This window comes from Pontibacter harenae (assembly GCF_020907245.1).
In the GTDB taxonomy this organism is placed as follows: Bacteria; Bacteroidota; Bacteroidia; order Cytophagales; family Hymenobacteraceae; genus Pontibacter; species Pontibacter harenae.
The window spans coordinates 58,148-73,119 of the sequence record NZ_JAJJWH010000008.1 but is presented as its reverse complement, the minus strand read 5'-3'; the positions used below and the strand labels follow the sequence as shown (position 1 = coordinate 73,119).

The following is a 14,972-nucleotide window of genomic DNA, read 5'->3' as shown; positions in this document are numbered from 1 at the left end:
AAAGCTGAAAGTATAAATTTGAAATGAAGAATATAATGTACTTCATTTCTTCTAAAGTTACACCTGGCTCAAACAATCATATTGGAAGAGCAATAGCAGTTCTATAACACCAAAAAGAGCCTTCAGCACCCTAAAGCATTTGTTTTTGTTCCTTAAAAGCATAAGAATCAACACGCTTTAAGTATTTTGTTGTTCGGTAATAGGCTAAAACAACGTATGAGAAAGAGCACAAGCATAAGGCACTGGTACGGATGGTTCATAAGCAGTATGCTATCTATACTGCTACTGGCTGGCTGCGATACTACCGTGAAAACAGACATGGCAGAGGTAGGCGAGGCTACCGAAGTAGTTAACATGCAGGATTCCGCTACCGCCTATAAAATTGACACGGCCAAAAGCGAGCTAACCTGGATTGGGGCCAAGATGACAGGCCGCCACAATGGTGTTTTCGAAATACAGGAGGGCCAGCTTTTCTTGCAGGACGGTAACCTTGCCCATGGCACTATTCTGATCAACATGGCCAACCTTAGGTCTTCTGATAAAACGCTAGATGAAGCAAATAATAAGAAACTCACCACTCATTTAAAATCAGTAGATTTTTTTGATGCCGAAAAGTATCCCACAGCTGTTTTTGAAATTACCGCAGTCGAGGTCTTCGACAGTACACGACATACCCGTGCCGTCAGCCCAAATGCCAGATACAGCGAAATGCGTGTTAAAAACCCAACACACAAAATTACGGGCAACTTAACCATCAAAGGTGTAACAAAAAGTGTTTCTTTTCCAGCGGAGCTAAAACTAGAGGATAATGTGCTTACCGCTAAAGCTAACTTCAACATAGACCGCACCAAGTGGAACCTTGTCTATAACTCAGATCAATCGTTAGGCAACCAGACTATTCACTCAGATGTGAATGTAGGCTTCAACATTGTAGCCAGGCAGCAGTAAGAACTGAAGCCTTTTAAAACCAACGTGCGGCAGTACTTTTTCCACAGCAGCACCGTTAACACCTTAAGAGCGCCTGTAAACCCACACTTCAAACTATGGCAAAATACTTTTTCCTGCTTTTCTTTCTCCTGTTTGGCTTTGCGGCCAATGCACAACCAGCAGATGCCTTGGTTTCTTTCAATCTTTGGCAGGCAGAAGTTTTAAAAGCAGGTATGGGCGCGTTAGCGGCCTGGGCCTTGCTCAATATTATTATCGGCAGCTTTAAGCTAACCAAAGCCTCCCGCAGTAAGCGCTACTTCTACCAAATGAACATCTACTGGAATATTGTGAATATTCTGATTGCGGGTACCTTCCTTTACTTTCTGCTGACTGAAGATGTGACCAATACTACACTTGCTGAGAGCCTGAGGCAGCACCTCTGGTACAAGAAGGTGTTGTATGCAAATGTAGGGCTAGATGTAAGCTATATTATACTTGGAGCTTATCTAAAGGAAAGATCAAGAAATATTGCCAAAACAGAGCAGTACTTAGGCTGGGGAGAATCCCTTGTGCTGCAGGGCGTGGTGCTTTTTATACTTGATCTGGTGCTAACAGTACTGCTTGAGCTACCTTCCGAGAGCTTACTGAGTCTTATACAGGCATAAAAAAGCCTCACCAGTGTGTACTGGTGAGGCTCTCTAATATAAATCCGCTAAACTAGCGGTCGTGTTTACCCTCGGCAAATTCTTCAACCATTTTCTTGTTGAAAGCTGGAATATCGTCTGGGTTACGGCTGGTTACCAATCCCTGGTCTACTACAACTTCTTGGTCTACCCACTCGGCACCTGCGTTTTTAAGGTCGGTTTGCAACGTGTGGTAGCTGGTCATTTTCTTACCTTTCACCTTGCCTGTTTCTATCAGTGTCCAGGGGCCGTGGCAAATAGAGGCTACGGGCTTACCCGATTCCATGAACTTGTTTACAAAGCTAACAGCCTCTTTGTTTGCACGCAGGGTGTCTGGGTTCATCACTCCACCAGGAAGCAACAGTCCGTTATAATCCTCTGCCTTTACATCCGACAGCTTTTTATCTACTTTAAAGCTGTCTCCCCACTCTGTGTGGTTCCAAGCCTTTATTTCTGGGTTCTTGTTCGGTGAGATGATATGCGCCTCAGCTCCTTCATCCTTTAATGCCTGCAGTGGTTTAGTCAGTTCTACCTGCTCAAATCCTTCTTCTACAAGTATTGCTATCTTCTTTCCTTCAAGTTTATTTGCCATTTTAAGTTTGTTTTGGTTAAACATGGTTCGTACTACCTTATAACGGGCCAACTCAACATTTGTTTATACAAATGTTCTTCAACCACCTTCTATCTGCCCGTTGCTCCTCTATTTGCCTAGCTATAGCTATACCTGCTATAGCTACTACTAGTGATTTTTAGGTAATCAGCTAAAATTACGAACCTTCTATTTGGAACAAATCTAAACTAGGATGTAAGTTTGTATCACTTTAGATTAAGTCTAAATAAAAGAACGAATATATAATCTAGCTGAGCCTTTTAAGGCAAAATGTAAAGATCATGCTGAAAAACTCTACGCTACTCTTTTTTCTACTTCTCCTAACCCAGGTTACTTGGGCACAACACCGCTCTGCTGTTAGAGGAACGGTTGCAACTGAAAACGGAGAGCCCGTCGCTTCTGCCAGTGTTGTACTTGAAAACACAAACTATGGCACCATCACAGACGACAACGGATATTTTGAGATTCGCCACGTACCGTCAGGCACCTATCAGGTAAGGGTTATGCTGATGAACTACAACAGCGTTAGCAAGTCGGTAACCGTAGGCAGAGGAGGCAGTACTCAAACATCTTTTACCCTTACACCAAAAGCCAACCAGATAACACAAGTAGAGGTTTTCGGAGATCGTGAAAAGCAGCCAGAAAAACTAGATGCTATCACTCGCCTTCCGCTAAAGCCAAGCGACCAGATCCAGAGTATATCAGTTATCTCTGACCGATTAATTGAGCAGCAAGGAGCTCTTACAGTGATTGAGGGTGTACGTAACGTGCCTGGTGTTTATACTTATGCTACCTACGGTGGTGTTAGAGAAAGTATCTCTTCCAGAGGATTCCGCGGTATTCCTACCTTAAAGAATGGTGTGCGTGTTATGTCAGATTTCCGAGGAGCAGGCTTCTCTACAGACATGCAGGGCGTAGAAAGCATACAAGTATTGAAAGGTGCTTCATCTGTAACCATGGGTGCCGCAACTGATTTGGGTGGCCCAGGCGGTATAGTAAATGTTGTTACCAAAACACCTAAGTTTGAAAACAGTGGCGTTTTATCATTCCGTACAGGTAGTTGGGGCTTAATCAGACCTACATTTGATGTGCAGCGTGTTGTAGATAAATCTGGTAAACTGGCGGTACGTTTGAATGGTGCTTACGAAAACGGTGGCAAGTTCCGCGACCACATGGACAACGAGTCTTTCTACATAAACCCATCGGTAGAGTGGCGACCAGGTGCTAAAAGCACACTTACCCTGGAAATGGATTACTACAAAGAGAACCAAGGCATAGATGTAGGCACTGTAAACTTATCGGTAGGCAACAAAGAAAATAAAATCTATGACTTACCTTCTGAAAGATTCTTGGGTTTTGAGTCAGATAAAACAGATATCAACCACAGCACCTACGCGGCCCGCTACAAGTATGATATAACTAAAAACTTATACCTGCGTGCTGCAGCTTTCTACTCTAACTACAATTCAGACGCTATCAAAAGCAACTTGTCTGCTGTTAGAGGCGGTGGCTTAAACACAGACCAGGTAATCTGGTACGACCGCTCTATTTCCCACAACTCCACCCGAGAAGATAAAAACTCTGTTTTCCAAATTGACCTTGTTGGCAAGGAACTACAGACAGGCCCGCTGAAGCACACATTCCAAGTAGGCGCCGATTACCGCTACATGGACCTGTACCAACCAATTTACAATTCCATCGCTATCGACAGAATAAACGTGCTGGACCCATCTACAGTGTCTAACACAATGCCAGAAGGACTACCAACTTTTGAACTGACAAGAGAAACACAGTCTTTCGACTACCGCTTCGGAGCCACTTTTCAGGATGTGATTCAACTGACCAACTGGGCTAGAGCGTACGGCGGCATGCGCTATAGCACCAACAAAACAAGAGCAAACGGCGAGTCGAGTGTAACTTCTGAATTTTGGAACCCTTTGGCAGGCGTGATGTTCACCGTGAAAGAAGGCTTCAACATCTTCGGTTCCTACACCAACAGCTCTAATCCAAGATCAGCTTCTGTTGTTGATGTAAACGGCGAACCACTAGGCTCTGAGCGCATCGACCAGTTAGAAGCAGGTATAAAGTCAGAATGGTTTAACAACCGCCTTCGTTTTAACCTGACACTTTACAAGATCAACAACAAGGACATGAACCTGGAAGTGTTCAGAGTAGACGACACAGGTGCAGTTGTATCAGCGGGTTATTACACCAAAGGAGGCAACGACGAGCGCAAGGGGGTTGAGGTTGAGTTGACAGGCCGTGTGCTGGAGAACCTGGAAGTAATTATGGGTTATGCTTATATAGATGCACAGTATAAAGAGCATACTACATTTGTACCTGGCTCAGCACCAAACAACACGCCCAATCACACTTTTAATGCCTGGGCAAACTATACAGTGAACACAGGTGTACTACATGGCCTGAACATCGGGGTTGGAGCTTACTACCTGGGCGAGCGCCCGTACAACGACTGGACACAGGTTGGGGTGCAGTACCACGCCATAGACCCTAACACTGCTCCTTGGTACAACAAAGCTTATACTATTGTAAATGCACAGGTGGGGTACGAGTTTGAGAAGCATTGGGGCGTAAGAGCGCTGTTCAACAATATATTCGACAAAGTTGGATACGACGCCTACCGCATTAGCTTCATAGATAGAATACAGCCACGAAACGTTTCAGGTGTTGTAACCTACAGGTTCTAGCACTTAGAAAAACAAATAAAGTGAAGCTGCCAACAATTATCGTTGGCAGCTTTTATGCTGAAAAGAATTTAACAAACATTATAGCATGAACAACAAGTATAGCCTGCGAAAGTTTTTTAACGATGTCCATCTGTGGTTAGGGATAGCCAGCGGACTGGTTCTCTTTGTGGTGTGCCTGAGTGGCACGATTTATACTTTCCATACGGAGATAGAGGAGCTTCTGGAGCCTTCTAAGTATACAGTGGAGATACCAGCCAATGCCACTCCCCTTGCCCCTGATGCATTGGTTAAGACACTGGAAACTGATTTAGGTGGTAAAGTAGCTTACTTGGCTATACCAGAAGATGCTGCCAGAGCATACCAGGTAGGCGTTAAACCAGCAGAGCAAGGCGGTGGCAAACCAGAAGGAGGCCATGGTGGAGCAACTGAGGCTAGAGCCGAAGGGGCAAAAACGGCTGGAGCAGCTAAGGGCCCGCAGGCAGCACAAGGCGGCCATGGTGGCGGATCAAGCGGTGGTCGCCCTAAAACTTATATGGTAAACCCTTACACAGGAGCTGTACTAGGCACGACTGACGGACCAGCCACTGAGTTTTTCAGAACTATGATGCAGCTACACCGCTGGCTGTTGATAGAGGGAGGCGTAGGCAAAATGATTGTAGGTATCTCTACCATTATCTTCGTTTTTCTGATACTGACAGGCCTTGTACTGTGGTTTCCCGTTAAGCTGAAAAACTGGAAGCAGGGTTTCAAGGTTAAAACCAGTGCCAAATGGAAAAGAGTAAACCACGACCTGCACAACACGCTAGGCTTTTACTCTTTTATCTTACTGCTCATCATGTCGCTCACAGGCCTTTGCTGGTCTTTTGAGTGGTACCGAGACGGCCTCAGCGCCGTGCTTGGCGACAAAGTATTTAAAGGAAGAGGCGAAAAACCATTACCTTCTGCCACTCCTGCCGCTAACGCGCAAACACTTGCCGTAGCAGATTTCATCCAGAGAGCTAACGCTATTTTACCGTACGAAGGCGATCTGAGAGTTTCTTTACCAGAAGATGCCACCAACGCCGTGGTCGTTAACAAAAACAAAACTGGTTTCTTCGCGCTGTCAGCCTCTGATAAAGTGCAGCTGGACCAGTATACTGGTGAGCCCCTTAAAGTTGATATATTTTCAGAGAAGTCATTTAACGTACAGATAGCGTCCTTGATCAAGCCGCTGCACTTAGGAGAAGTTTATGGCATGTTCTCAAAGATACTATACTTTATCGCTTGCTTAATTGCCACCAGCTTACCAGTTACAGGCACACTTATCTGGATAAACAAGCTCCGAAAGAAGCCTAAGGAGAAACTTAAAGCCAGACCAGCCGCGGCTGTAAATTCATAAAGTAAAAAGGGGGCAAGAAAATTCTTGCCCCCTTTTTACTTTAAAGCTATTGAACTAACATGTAACAATTTAATAGTCATTTTGTTATATTTAAATCCATGCAATAGCGTATACGCAACATCCGTTACAGTTTTATGATGAAGCACAGATTTACAATACTGGCCGCTACCGCCATTTTATGTATTGCTACCGCTTTAGGTGCATCGGCACAGGAAGTGAAGGTTATTAAGTTTGACCAACTGGAGCAACTACGGCAGTCGCCGCACGACACGCTATACGTGGTAAATTTTTGGGCTACCTGGTGCAAGCCCTGTATAAAAGAGATGCCTTACTTTGAAGCCGCCAACCAACAATACCAAGATCAACCTGTGCAGGTGGTGTTGGTAAGCATGGATGCAGCACAGGATATGGAAAAGCGCGTGAAGCCTTTTGTACAGAAACGGAACCTACAGTCGAGGCTGCTGCTGCTGGATGAAACTGACGCCAACACCTGGATTGACAAGCTGGAGCCGAAATGGTCTGGTGCTATACCTGCCACCATCTTCTTTAACAACAAACGGAAGCAATACGAATTTGTGGAGCGCGAACTAACACAGGAAGAACTGCAAAACCTTATAAACAAATATAAACCTTAAAGAAGTCTGCCTTATGAAAAAAGCCTCCTTACCTCTTCTTTACGCAGCTTGCCTCTTGCTGGTGAGCGTGTTGTTGGCAGCAGTGCCTGCCCCTGACTTAGGTTATCAGGTTGGTGATACCGCAACCGACTTTAGACTGAAAAATGTAGACGGCAAAATGGTAGCGATGAATGACTATAAAAACGCTAAAGGCTTTATTGTTACCTTCACCTGCAACACCTGCCCTTACTCAGTAGCCTACGAAGATCGCATCATCGACCTTCATAACAAGTATGCTCCCAAAGGCTATCCTGTTATCGCCATTAACCCAAACGATGTACAGGTATCACCTGAGGATTCTTTTGCTGATATGCAGCAGCGAGCCAAGGAAAAGAAATTCCCGTTTGCGTACCTCCAAGACGAAACACAGGAAATTACCAGAGCTTACGGCGCAACTCGCACACCGCACCTATATGTTGTGCAAAAGCAGAAAGGCGGCAAGTATAAAGTGGCCTATATTGGCACCATAGACGATAACTCCAGAGAGCCAGGCAAAGTGCAAAAAAAGTACGCAGAAACAGCTTTAAATGAATTGGTAGCAGGCAAACAAGTAAGCCAACCTAACACCAAAGCTATTGGCTGCACTATTAAATGGCGAGAAGCCTAGGGCTTATAACCGAGCTATCAGAAACTGTATTTTAAATTCATACAAAGGAGGAATGACTTTATAGCTGTTCCTCCTTTGATTTTATGCCGTAAAGCAATTCCAACTTCACCACCTCTTACTCCTCCTTCTTACTGTCAATAGGTAATGCACCTATAGGTTTTACTGTTGAGGCAGCTTTACTAGCGAGGTACTGTATCTGCGGTGCTTCATGCCTTCTACACGCGCCTCCACTTCATACTTATTGTTGTAGTATCCTACCCGCACAGATTCTACCAGGTATAGCCACAGAAACCGTAGATAGCCGTGCTCCTGAAACTGCCTGATGTGGCAAAATTCGTGCGCCACCCAGCCCTCATCTCTTAAAAATGTGGCACGGTCTACACCACTTAAGTGGATGGATTTACCAAGCACCATCGCCACGTTTCTGCTCTTCAGAACCATACGGGCGATGCGGGCAAACCAAGAATTTTCTACTATCTTATAATCCATCACAAATTCAGTAAATTGCACTTGCACCTTCAGCCCTATCTGTATACAAACGCAATTATACAGGTAAACATATACTAATGTGCAGGTTAACACACGCTCTACTACAGTCAATAATTAACACGAAGTGCTTGGCTATTAAATAAATTGCACTTAGCTTTGCTACCTGTTACGATGCGTCAACATTTGAACAGTATAAACGGGCTTAATTTAACACTATTTGTACCGCTAGTTTATATGCATTGTGGTGAAACTGTTTCCCGCTACGGCGGCTAAAAACAAGCCAAACCCTTATGACAAGAACCCTTATTCTGAGTGTACTAGCCATTCTGTCACTCACCCTTTCTTTCCTCTACGAGGTAACGCCTGCGCAGGCAACAGAATCGACTCCTGCAACTTTTATCTCTCCCTACGCCATTAATTCAGGCGAGGATATGGCAAACGCTTTAACACTGAAGTTGCCTGAAGAAACAGCCACTGAAGAAGTAGAGGTTGACTCCTTATTCTACGATCGTTATTCTAAAAAGCTGGGCTTACACTTAGAGTACCACGAGGACAAGCAACTGATTGCCACCGTAGCTAAATGGCTGGGTACGCCTTACCGCTACGGCAACAGCAGCAAAAAAGGCACCGATTGCTCAGGCTTCGTTACCAGCATTTACCGCGAAGTATACGGCGTAGACCTTAGCCGCAGTTCCCGCTCTATGTTTCAGGATGTGCAACGCATTAAAAAAGACAGTATTCGCACTGGGGATTTGGTGTTCTTTAAACGCAGCCCGAAGCAGCCGATCTACCATGTGGGCATTTACCTAAAAAACAATAAATTTATACATGCCGCCACCAACGGAGGCGTAATGGTAAGCTCGCTCAGAGAACCTTATTATCGCCAGAACTACTATGCAGCTGGCCGTGTAAATTAAGCTTTATTCTTTATAATATCGAACAACTGCCTTGTAGCCAAACTACAAGGCAGTTTTGTTTACAGGCACTCTAACAAAACAATTTTAGTTGAGTAAAGTATAGGAAGGTTAGCGTAACAAACTGAAATTGCACCTATATAGCAAGCATCTCAGATTTAATCATACTCATCTAAAAAGACTATGCAGGAAAACCAGAACACCAACGGCCAAAAAATTTCGCAAAACCCTTTCTTTAAAAACTTATTAGATAAGGCTGAAAGATACCTGAAGCACCCAAAAGAAGTAACCAAACTCTTAAATGATGCCTTTAAGAAAGCAACGGCACAAAAAGGAGTAGGTGCCCTGGCTGGTGAAGTTTGGGAAAACCTGCAGTTGCTCTCCCGCATGATTAAAGCGGCGGTAAGCGGTGAGTACCAAGGCATACCTTCCTCTACACTTGTAGGTGGCGTTGCTGTCATCATCTACTTCCTATCGCCTATCGACCTCATTCCTGACTTTATACCTGTTATAGGCTTGCTTGACGATGCCAGTCTGCTAGCTTGGTTTATAGCAAGTATCAAATCCGAGCTAGATAAGTTTAAGGCTTGGGAAGCTACAAGACCTTCCACAACAGAGGTTACACCTAGCCCAGCAACAGATCCGATTCACCATGCCGATAACTCTTTTGGAACACCAAAATTCAGTAACCAACCTGCAGATAACCTCGACGTAGAACCTAACAAAAACTTGTAACGGAGGAGGAAAATGAAAGAAGATGATAAAATGTCGCAGGAACAAGGCAAACCAGTAGATGATGGTTTGAATCCACCCAAAGAAGAACAGCAGCCAGTACATAAAGTGGAAGGCTACAAACCAGAGGATGATACAACAACAAAACAACAGCCTGCAGAAGGCTCAAGTTCAGGTTCTGTGTCGGAAGGACATACTTCTGATGGTGCTAACGGATCGGCCACCACCACGAACGAACCCACACTTCGCTCGGCCACTACAGACAGTAGCCGCAGAGGAAAGGCTACAAACGATGACGGGCGCACGGGCGGAAACATTCGGTAGATATTACTATATATTGTAATATAAAGTTAAAGAGGAGTGCCTGCGGCATTCCTCTTTAACTTTATACACTTTGTACTTTTTATAGCACCAATGCTTTTACAAAGCTAAAAAAACTGTTCTAAAATAGCTACAAAGGCCAAAGTATAGTACAATATAAATACTCAAATTTAAATATAGATAGACAAAAGGCACAAAAACTCTAGCTTTATAATAAAATTATTATCTATATTTGGTACAGCTTTTTTTGTACTTAAACTTTTAGCCAAAGTGTCAACATCCATTTTACGCTTAACCTCTGTCAACTTAGAGATAGACGGTATCGGGAGAGTTTTAATTGAGCGAAGTGATAAAGCCAAACGGGTAAGCATTAGTGTTAGACCCATAAAAGGTATTCGCGTCGCCGTTCCTCCCCACATCAGCTTTGAAAGAGCAGAGCAGTTCATTTACACCAAAACCGACTGGATAAAAGAGCACCAGGCTAAAATGCAGCAGCACGAGGCCAAACTTACAGTCTACGACAGCGACAGCGAGTATAAAACACGTATGCACACGCTGCGGTTGCTTAAACACGCACAGTACACCATGAGCTGTGTAATAGAGGGAGGTTACATCAATGTGTTTTATCCTGCTTTCAAAGATGAGAAGGAAGCTGATGTGCAGAAGTTCGTTCGCAAATCTATAGCGGAGGCTTACAGAAAGGAAGCAAAGGAGTTCCTTCCGGAGCGTGTTGCTTACTTCGCCGATAAGTTTGGGTTTGAGTATCAGAATGTCTTCATCAAAAACGCAAAGTCGAGATGGGGAAGCTGCTCACACACAAACAACATAAACCTGAACCTACACCTGATGCGCCTGCCAGAAGCTCTTTGCGATTATGTAATACTGCACGAGTTGGCGCACACCGTAGAGAAAAACCACGGACCTCGCTTCTGGGCGCTGCTCGATAGTATTTGCGGCGATGCCAGAGAACTAGACAAAAAACTAAAAGATTATCGTATCTCCATCTATTAAAGAACTGCTTATAGAAAGAACTATACTACTTTAGAAATACATATTTAACTCAAAAAAGGGGCCTCCTGTTTATGCACTTACATATACGGGAGGCCCCTTTTTGGCTGATGCTAAACAAACAAAAAAGCGAGACAGGAAATGCCTCGCTTTTTCGTTTAACGAAGGTCAATTAGCCTTAGCTAGCGTTCTTTAACGCGTGTGCAGACACATAATCTACAAAGTCACCAACTGTATTGATAGGCACCTCATCTGGAATGATGATATGGAAATTCTTTTCTAGCTCAATAATTATATCCACTACATCTACTGTATCGAAACCAAAAGATTTCTCAAGGTTAGAGTCTGGCTGCAGGCGGGCAGGCTGTATTTTTTTAGTCTTACTAATAATTCTCACAACCTCTTTCTCTATTTTTTTATCTATTGACAACATAGTGATCTTAATTTTTGTATTCTCTAACAATTTAATTCGCAACGGCTGCCCTTTCTTCATATAGCTCTTCTGTAGCGGCCATTCACTTTGTATAAAATTTGTCTTCTATCTTTTCATATAACATACACATAACAGGCACCATCAACAGAGCAATAATAATCGCAAAGGCTGCGCTGTTACCCCACCTACAATGGTAGTTAGAGAGCCTCAAGTAGGTGTAAAAATTCAAGTTTATACCTAAGCTAGCGAGAAACAGCCTACTATAGTATGCGTGGCTATCAACAACTTTCTGTCTTACCACCTTTTACTATAGCCAGCCCTGTTCAAGTACATTCCTCTGCTCCACAACATGTCTGTAAATACACAATAAGAATGCCATTCTCCATTCTTGTACCAGGTAACACGGCTAACAGAACAACAGAAGGCCAAACTGGATATCTAAACCGAATTCGTAAAATCAGGAATTCTCATAGTTCTATGGTAGATGTAAATGATAAATGTTATTCTTCTTCGGTAATATGGTTGTACTCGTTTATCAGCTTGTGGCCTTTCAGCGTGGCTACACCCAGCATATAGTGCTCCACACAAGCCATTTGCACGCGCTGCAGCACAAACTCATGTGCTGGAAAAACACTCGTGTTAAAAGGTACCTCTAGCTGCACCAGCCTTAGTCGGGCAATAATCTCCACATCCAAATCTGCACGGAACAGGCCTTCTTCTATACCTCGCCTTAAGTTAGCTTTTATGTGCTCCAGCATATAGCCAGTCTTATGCTCCAGCCACAGCTTCCAACTGCTGGAATGGTATTTCTGAAGGTCGTGAAAAACAGCAGGATGAAAGTTTGAAAAGATTTTCCTCATCATGCTCATAATGTTGATCAGTTCCTCAATGGCATCCTTAGAATGAGCAGCAACATGGTCACAATCACGGTGAACAGATGACATATAATGCTTTACCCCTTCATACACCACCTCATCTTTGTTAGTAAACCACTTATAAATGGTCTTTTTGGACATTGACAGATGCTGCGCTATATCATCAACAGAAACACTTTTTATACCTCTCTGAAAAAACAGGTCTAGCGCTTCCTTCGCAATCCTTTCTTTTACTTCTATTGCCTCTGCAGTTTCCATATAATGTCATCCGACACAAAACTATGGAAACATTTTACATATCAATAGTTTCCATGCAAAGATATAGATATTATTTTCTTTCTTTTCTATAGGAGTCTAAAAGCCAAGAAAAGGTTGCATGTGCCATAGCGAAAAAGCTTGTATAGGAGCAAACAAAACTGTCTTCTACGGTGGCGTCCTCATAATATAAAGGTGCCTCAAAATGCTTTATCACCGAAGTTTAATTTGATGAACAAGTCATTTTTGTTCCTGAACAGAAAGAATCCGCTGCTCAGTTGCTTATAGTAGCTAAGGCGCTGCCATTTCGTGACAGCTACTTATGCATTGGAAAGAGTCAATTTATTATCTTTGCGTATGATGGTAGAGAAAATACAGCAAGTAGCACAAGAGATTGAAGCAGCACAGCTAACCAATGCTGCTGAGTTGGAGCAGTTCCGTATCGCCTATATTGGTCGTAAGGGCCGTATAGCCGATTTGTTTGACGGGCTGAAGCAGGTGGCTCCAGAAGAGCGCCGCCAGGTGGGGCAGGAACTGAATACCTTGAAAAACAAAGCGCAAGAAAAGTTTGACCAGGCGCAGGAGCAAATAACCAATGCCGCTGCCGACGAGAGAACTACCACTGCCTTCGACTATAGCCTGCCAACAGTGCCTAATACCTTGGGCACACGCCATCCGCTATCAATTGTGCGCAACGAGGTAATCCGTATTTTTGGCCGCATTGGTTTTAATGTTGCTGAAGGACCAGAAATAGAAGACGATTGGCATAACTTCAGTGCCCTTAACTTTCCTGAAAACCATCCTGCCCGCGAGATGCAGGACACCTTTTTCCTGAGCCAGAACAAAGATAAGTTGCTGCGCACGCATACATCTACTGTGCAGGTGCGCCTGATGGAAACACAGAAACCGCCGCTTCGCAGCATTATGCCTGGCCGCGTGTACCGCAACGAGGCAATCTCAGCCAGAGCCCACATGGTGTTCCACCAGTTCGAAGGCTTGTATATTGATAAAAATGTGAGTTTTGCAGATTTAAAGCAGACACTTTATTATTTCGCGAAAGAAATGTTCGGGCAGGATACTAAAATCCGTTTTCGTCCTTCGTTCTTTCCATTTACAGAGCCAAGCGCCGAGATCGATATTACCTGCATGATCTGTAAAGGAGAAGGCTGCAACATCTGTAAAGGCTCTGGTTGGGTAGAGATTGGTGGTTCTGGCATGGTAGACCCAAATGTACTAGCTAGCAGCGGCATTGACCCTGAGGTATACTCTGGCTTTGCGTTTGGCATGGGCATAGAGCGAATCACGATGTTGAAATACCAGATAAAAGACCTTCGCCTGTTCACAGAAAACGATGTTCGTTTCCTGCGTCAGTTCGAAAATGTAATGTAAAAGTCATCTCTTTCAGAAAACGCTGCTTTCAGAGGATGTACTACTGCCCTGGAAGCAGCGTTTTTGTTTTTCCAGCTCTTTATAAAAGCTTTTGTTGCTTTTTGCGTTACACTTAACAACAGGAAGGAAGATGCAGCAGAGGACACAGGAGCGTTTGCATATCAGGCTTCTGAACTCAATCTTCCTTTGCGTAGTTAGTTTTTAGTGTACAATCACTTTTATATGTCACAAGCCCCTAAACGCATTACATACTCGTGTGCTAGTTTATTTTATCAGGTAAAGGATTCTATCTTTCGCCTTGGAGGGATAGGTATTGTGCTGCTGTCTATTTTCTTCCTAGTTGCTTGCAAAGACACCAACGAGGGCCCTCTGATACCAGATGTGCTGGTTAATGAGCAGATAAACGTAAGTAGCCTGCAGTACCCTGCGCTTCGCCAGGATGGCGGCTACGTGTACTTAAACGGGGGTTATAAAGGCATTATGGTAGTGCGCCAGAGTGCCAGTCTGTATCTTGCCGTCGAACGTGCCTGCCCCTACGATCCTTTGAATACCTGCAAACTAGAAGCCGATGTTTCTAATCTGTTTATAATTGACCCTTGCTGCAGTTCACAGTTCAATTTTCAAGGACAAGTTACAGCAGGTCCTGCCATTTATAACATGAAACAGTACAGAACTTCGCTAGCAGGCAATATTCTTTACATCACGAACTAAAATTTTGAGATTGGTTTTCAGTATTTTATACCTAAACCAAAGTTTTTTTAAGCACAGGACTTGCATAGTTTCTAAAAGGGCCGTAATATTGCATCATCATTCAGCGGAGCAGCCGCTACTAGATAATAAACATTCCTCCTTAGCTCAGCTGGTTAGAGCACCTGACTGTTAATCAGGGGGTCCTTGGTTCGAGCCCAAGAGGGGGAGCTGCAAAAGCCACTTACGAGTAAAATCGTTAAGTGGCTTTTTTTATTTGCT

15 protein-coding genes, 1 tRNA gene and 1 pseudogene are annotated in these 14,972 nt (G+C 43.8%); 13 read left to right on the top strand and 4 right to left on the bottom strand.

Features of this window, described 5'->3' with window-relative positions; genetic code table 11:
• Positions 1–216: 216 nt before the first annotated feature.
• Both LN893_RS06350 and LN893_RS06345 read left to right on the top strand, forming a co-directional pair.
• Entirely contained in the window at positions 217–948 is a 732-nt protein-coding gene (locus LN893_RS06350) for a YceI family protein (RefSeq protein WP_229968960.1), read from the top strand.
• 95 nt (positions 949–1,043) lie between these two features.
• Positions 1,044–1,592, top strand: a complete 549-nt coding sequence (locus LN893_RS06345) for a DUF6992 family protein (protein ID WP_229968959.1) — start codon at positions 1,044–1,046, stop codon at positions 1,590–1,592.
• A gap of 52 nt (positions 1,593–1,644) precedes the next feature.
• Here LN893_RS06345 and LN893_RS06340 read toward each other — a convergent pair whose 3' ends face one another.
• A complete protein-coding gene (locus tag LN893_RS06340) occupies positions 1,645–2,202 on the bottom strand; it encodes a type 1 glutamine amidotransferase domain-containing protein (RefSeq protein WP_229968958.1) in 558 nt (185 codons plus the stop codon).
• 299 nt (positions 2,203–2,501) lie between these two features.
• Between LN893_RS06340 and LN893_RS06335 the strand changes: the two genes are divergently transcribed.
• From LN893_RS06335 to LN893_RS06320, 4 genes are all read left to right on the top strand, one after another.
• Entirely contained in the window at positions 2,502–4,928 is a 2,427-nt protein-coding gene (locus LN893_RS06335) for a TonB-dependent receptor (RefSeq protein WP_229968957.1), read from the top strand.
• An 85-nt stretch (positions 4,929–5,013) separates the two neighbouring features.
• Positions 5,014–6,306 (top strand): PepSY-associated TM helix domain-containing protein, encoded by a 1,293-nt coding sequence (locus LN893_RS06330; protein WP_229968956.1) that lies wholly within the window; start codon positions 5,014–5,016, stop codon positions 6,304–6,306.
• A 134-nt stretch (positions 6,307–6,440) separates the two neighbouring features.
• Positions 6,441–6,941 carry a TlpA family protein disulfide reductase gene (locus LN893_RS06325; RefSeq protein WP_229968955.1) on the top strand — a complete coding sequence of 167 codons (501 nt, stop codon included), beginning with the start codon at positions 6,441–6,443 and terminating at the stop codon, positions 6,939–6,941.
• Positions 6,942–6,954: 13 nt separating this feature from the next.
• The gene (locus LN893_RS06320) at positions 6,955–7,587 is read left to right on the top strand and encodes a thioredoxin family protein (protein ID WP_229968954.1); all 633 of its coding nucleotides are present in this window, start codon (positions 6,955–6,957) and stop codon (positions 7,585–7,587) included.
• Positions 7,588–7,746: 159 nt separating this feature from the next.
• Here the strand turns inward: LN893_RS06320 and LN893_RS06315 are convergent, their stop codons facing one another.
• Complete coding sequence (locus tag LN893_RS06315) at positions 7,747–8,076, bottom strand: hypothetical protein (protein ID WP_229968953.1); 330 nt, start codon at positions 8,074–8,076, stop codon at positions 7,747–7,749.
• A gap of 290 nt (positions 8,077–8,366) precedes the next feature.
• On the opposite strand from LN893_RS06315, the gene LN893_RS06310 reads away from it, so the two are divergent.
• The 4 genes and pseudogenes from LN893_RS06310 to LN893_RS06295 all read left to right on the top strand — a co-directional run bounded on the left by LN893_RS06310 (position 8,367) and on the right by LN893_RS06295 (position 11,054).
• Entirely contained in the window at positions 8,367–8,993 is a 627-nt protein-coding gene (locus LN893_RS06310) for a C40 family peptidase (RefSeq protein WP_229968952.1), read from the top strand.
• Between the two features lie 180 nt (positions 8,994–9,173).
• Positions 9,174–9,530: pseudogene (locus LN893_RS20690) on the top strand (YkvA family protein); the annotation flags it as partial.
• Between the two features lie 207 nt (positions 9,531–9,737).
• On the top strand, positions 9,738–10,046 hold the full coding sequence (locus LN893_RS06300) for a hypothetical protein (RefSeq protein ID WP_229968951.1): 309 nt from the start codon (positions 9,738–9,740) through the stop codon (positions 10,044–10,046).
• Between the two features lie 267 nt (positions 10,047–10,313).
• Complete coding sequence (locus tag LN893_RS06295) at positions 10,314–11,054, top strand: M48 family metallopeptidase (protein WP_229968950.1); 741 nt, start codon at positions 10,314–10,316, stop codon at positions 11,052–11,054.
• Between the two features lie 175 nt (positions 11,055–11,229).
• Here LN893_RS06295 and LN893_RS06290 read toward each other — a convergent pair whose 3' ends face one another.
• Both LN893_RS06290 and LN893_RS06285 read right to left on the bottom strand, forming a co-directional pair.
• Positions 11,230–11,484 (bottom strand): acyl carrier protein, encoded by a 255-nt coding sequence (locus tag LN893_RS06290; protein ID WP_229968949.1) that lies wholly within the window; start codon positions 11,482–11,484, stop codon positions 11,230–11,232.
• A 500-nt stretch (positions 11,485–11,984) separates the two neighbouring features.
• Positions 11,985–12,617 carry a TetR/AcrR family transcriptional regulator gene (locus tag LN893_RS06285; protein WP_229968948.1) on the bottom strand — a complete coding sequence of 211 codons (633 nt, stop codon included), beginning with the start codon at positions 12,615–12,617 and terminating at the stop codon, positions 11,985–11,987.
• Between the two features lie 357 nt (positions 12,618–12,974).
• On the opposite strand from LN893_RS06285, the gene pheS reads away from it, so the two are divergent.
• The 3 genes from pheS to LN893_RS06270 all read left to right on the top strand — a co-directional run bounded on the left by pheS (position 12,975) and on the right by LN893_RS06270 (position 14,921).
• Positions 12,975–14,003, top strand: a complete 1,029-nt coding sequence (pheS, locus tag LN893_RS06280; RefSeq protein WP_229969024.1) for a phenylalanine--tRNA ligase subunit alpha — start codon at positions 12,975–12,977, stop codon at positions 14,001–14,003.
• Positions 14,004–14,225: 222 nt separating this feature from the next.
• Positions 14,226–14,714: a Rieske (2Fe-2S) protein gene (locus tag LN893_RS06275; protein WP_229968947.1), complete on the top strand. Its 489-nt coding sequence runs from the start codon at positions 14,226–14,228 to the stop codon at positions 14,712–14,714.
• A gap of 133 nt (positions 14,715–14,847) precedes the next feature.
• A tRNA-Asn gene (locus LN893_RS06270) sits at positions 14,848–14,921 on the top strand.
• The last annotated feature ends 51 nt before the right edge of the window (positions 14,922–14,972 follow it).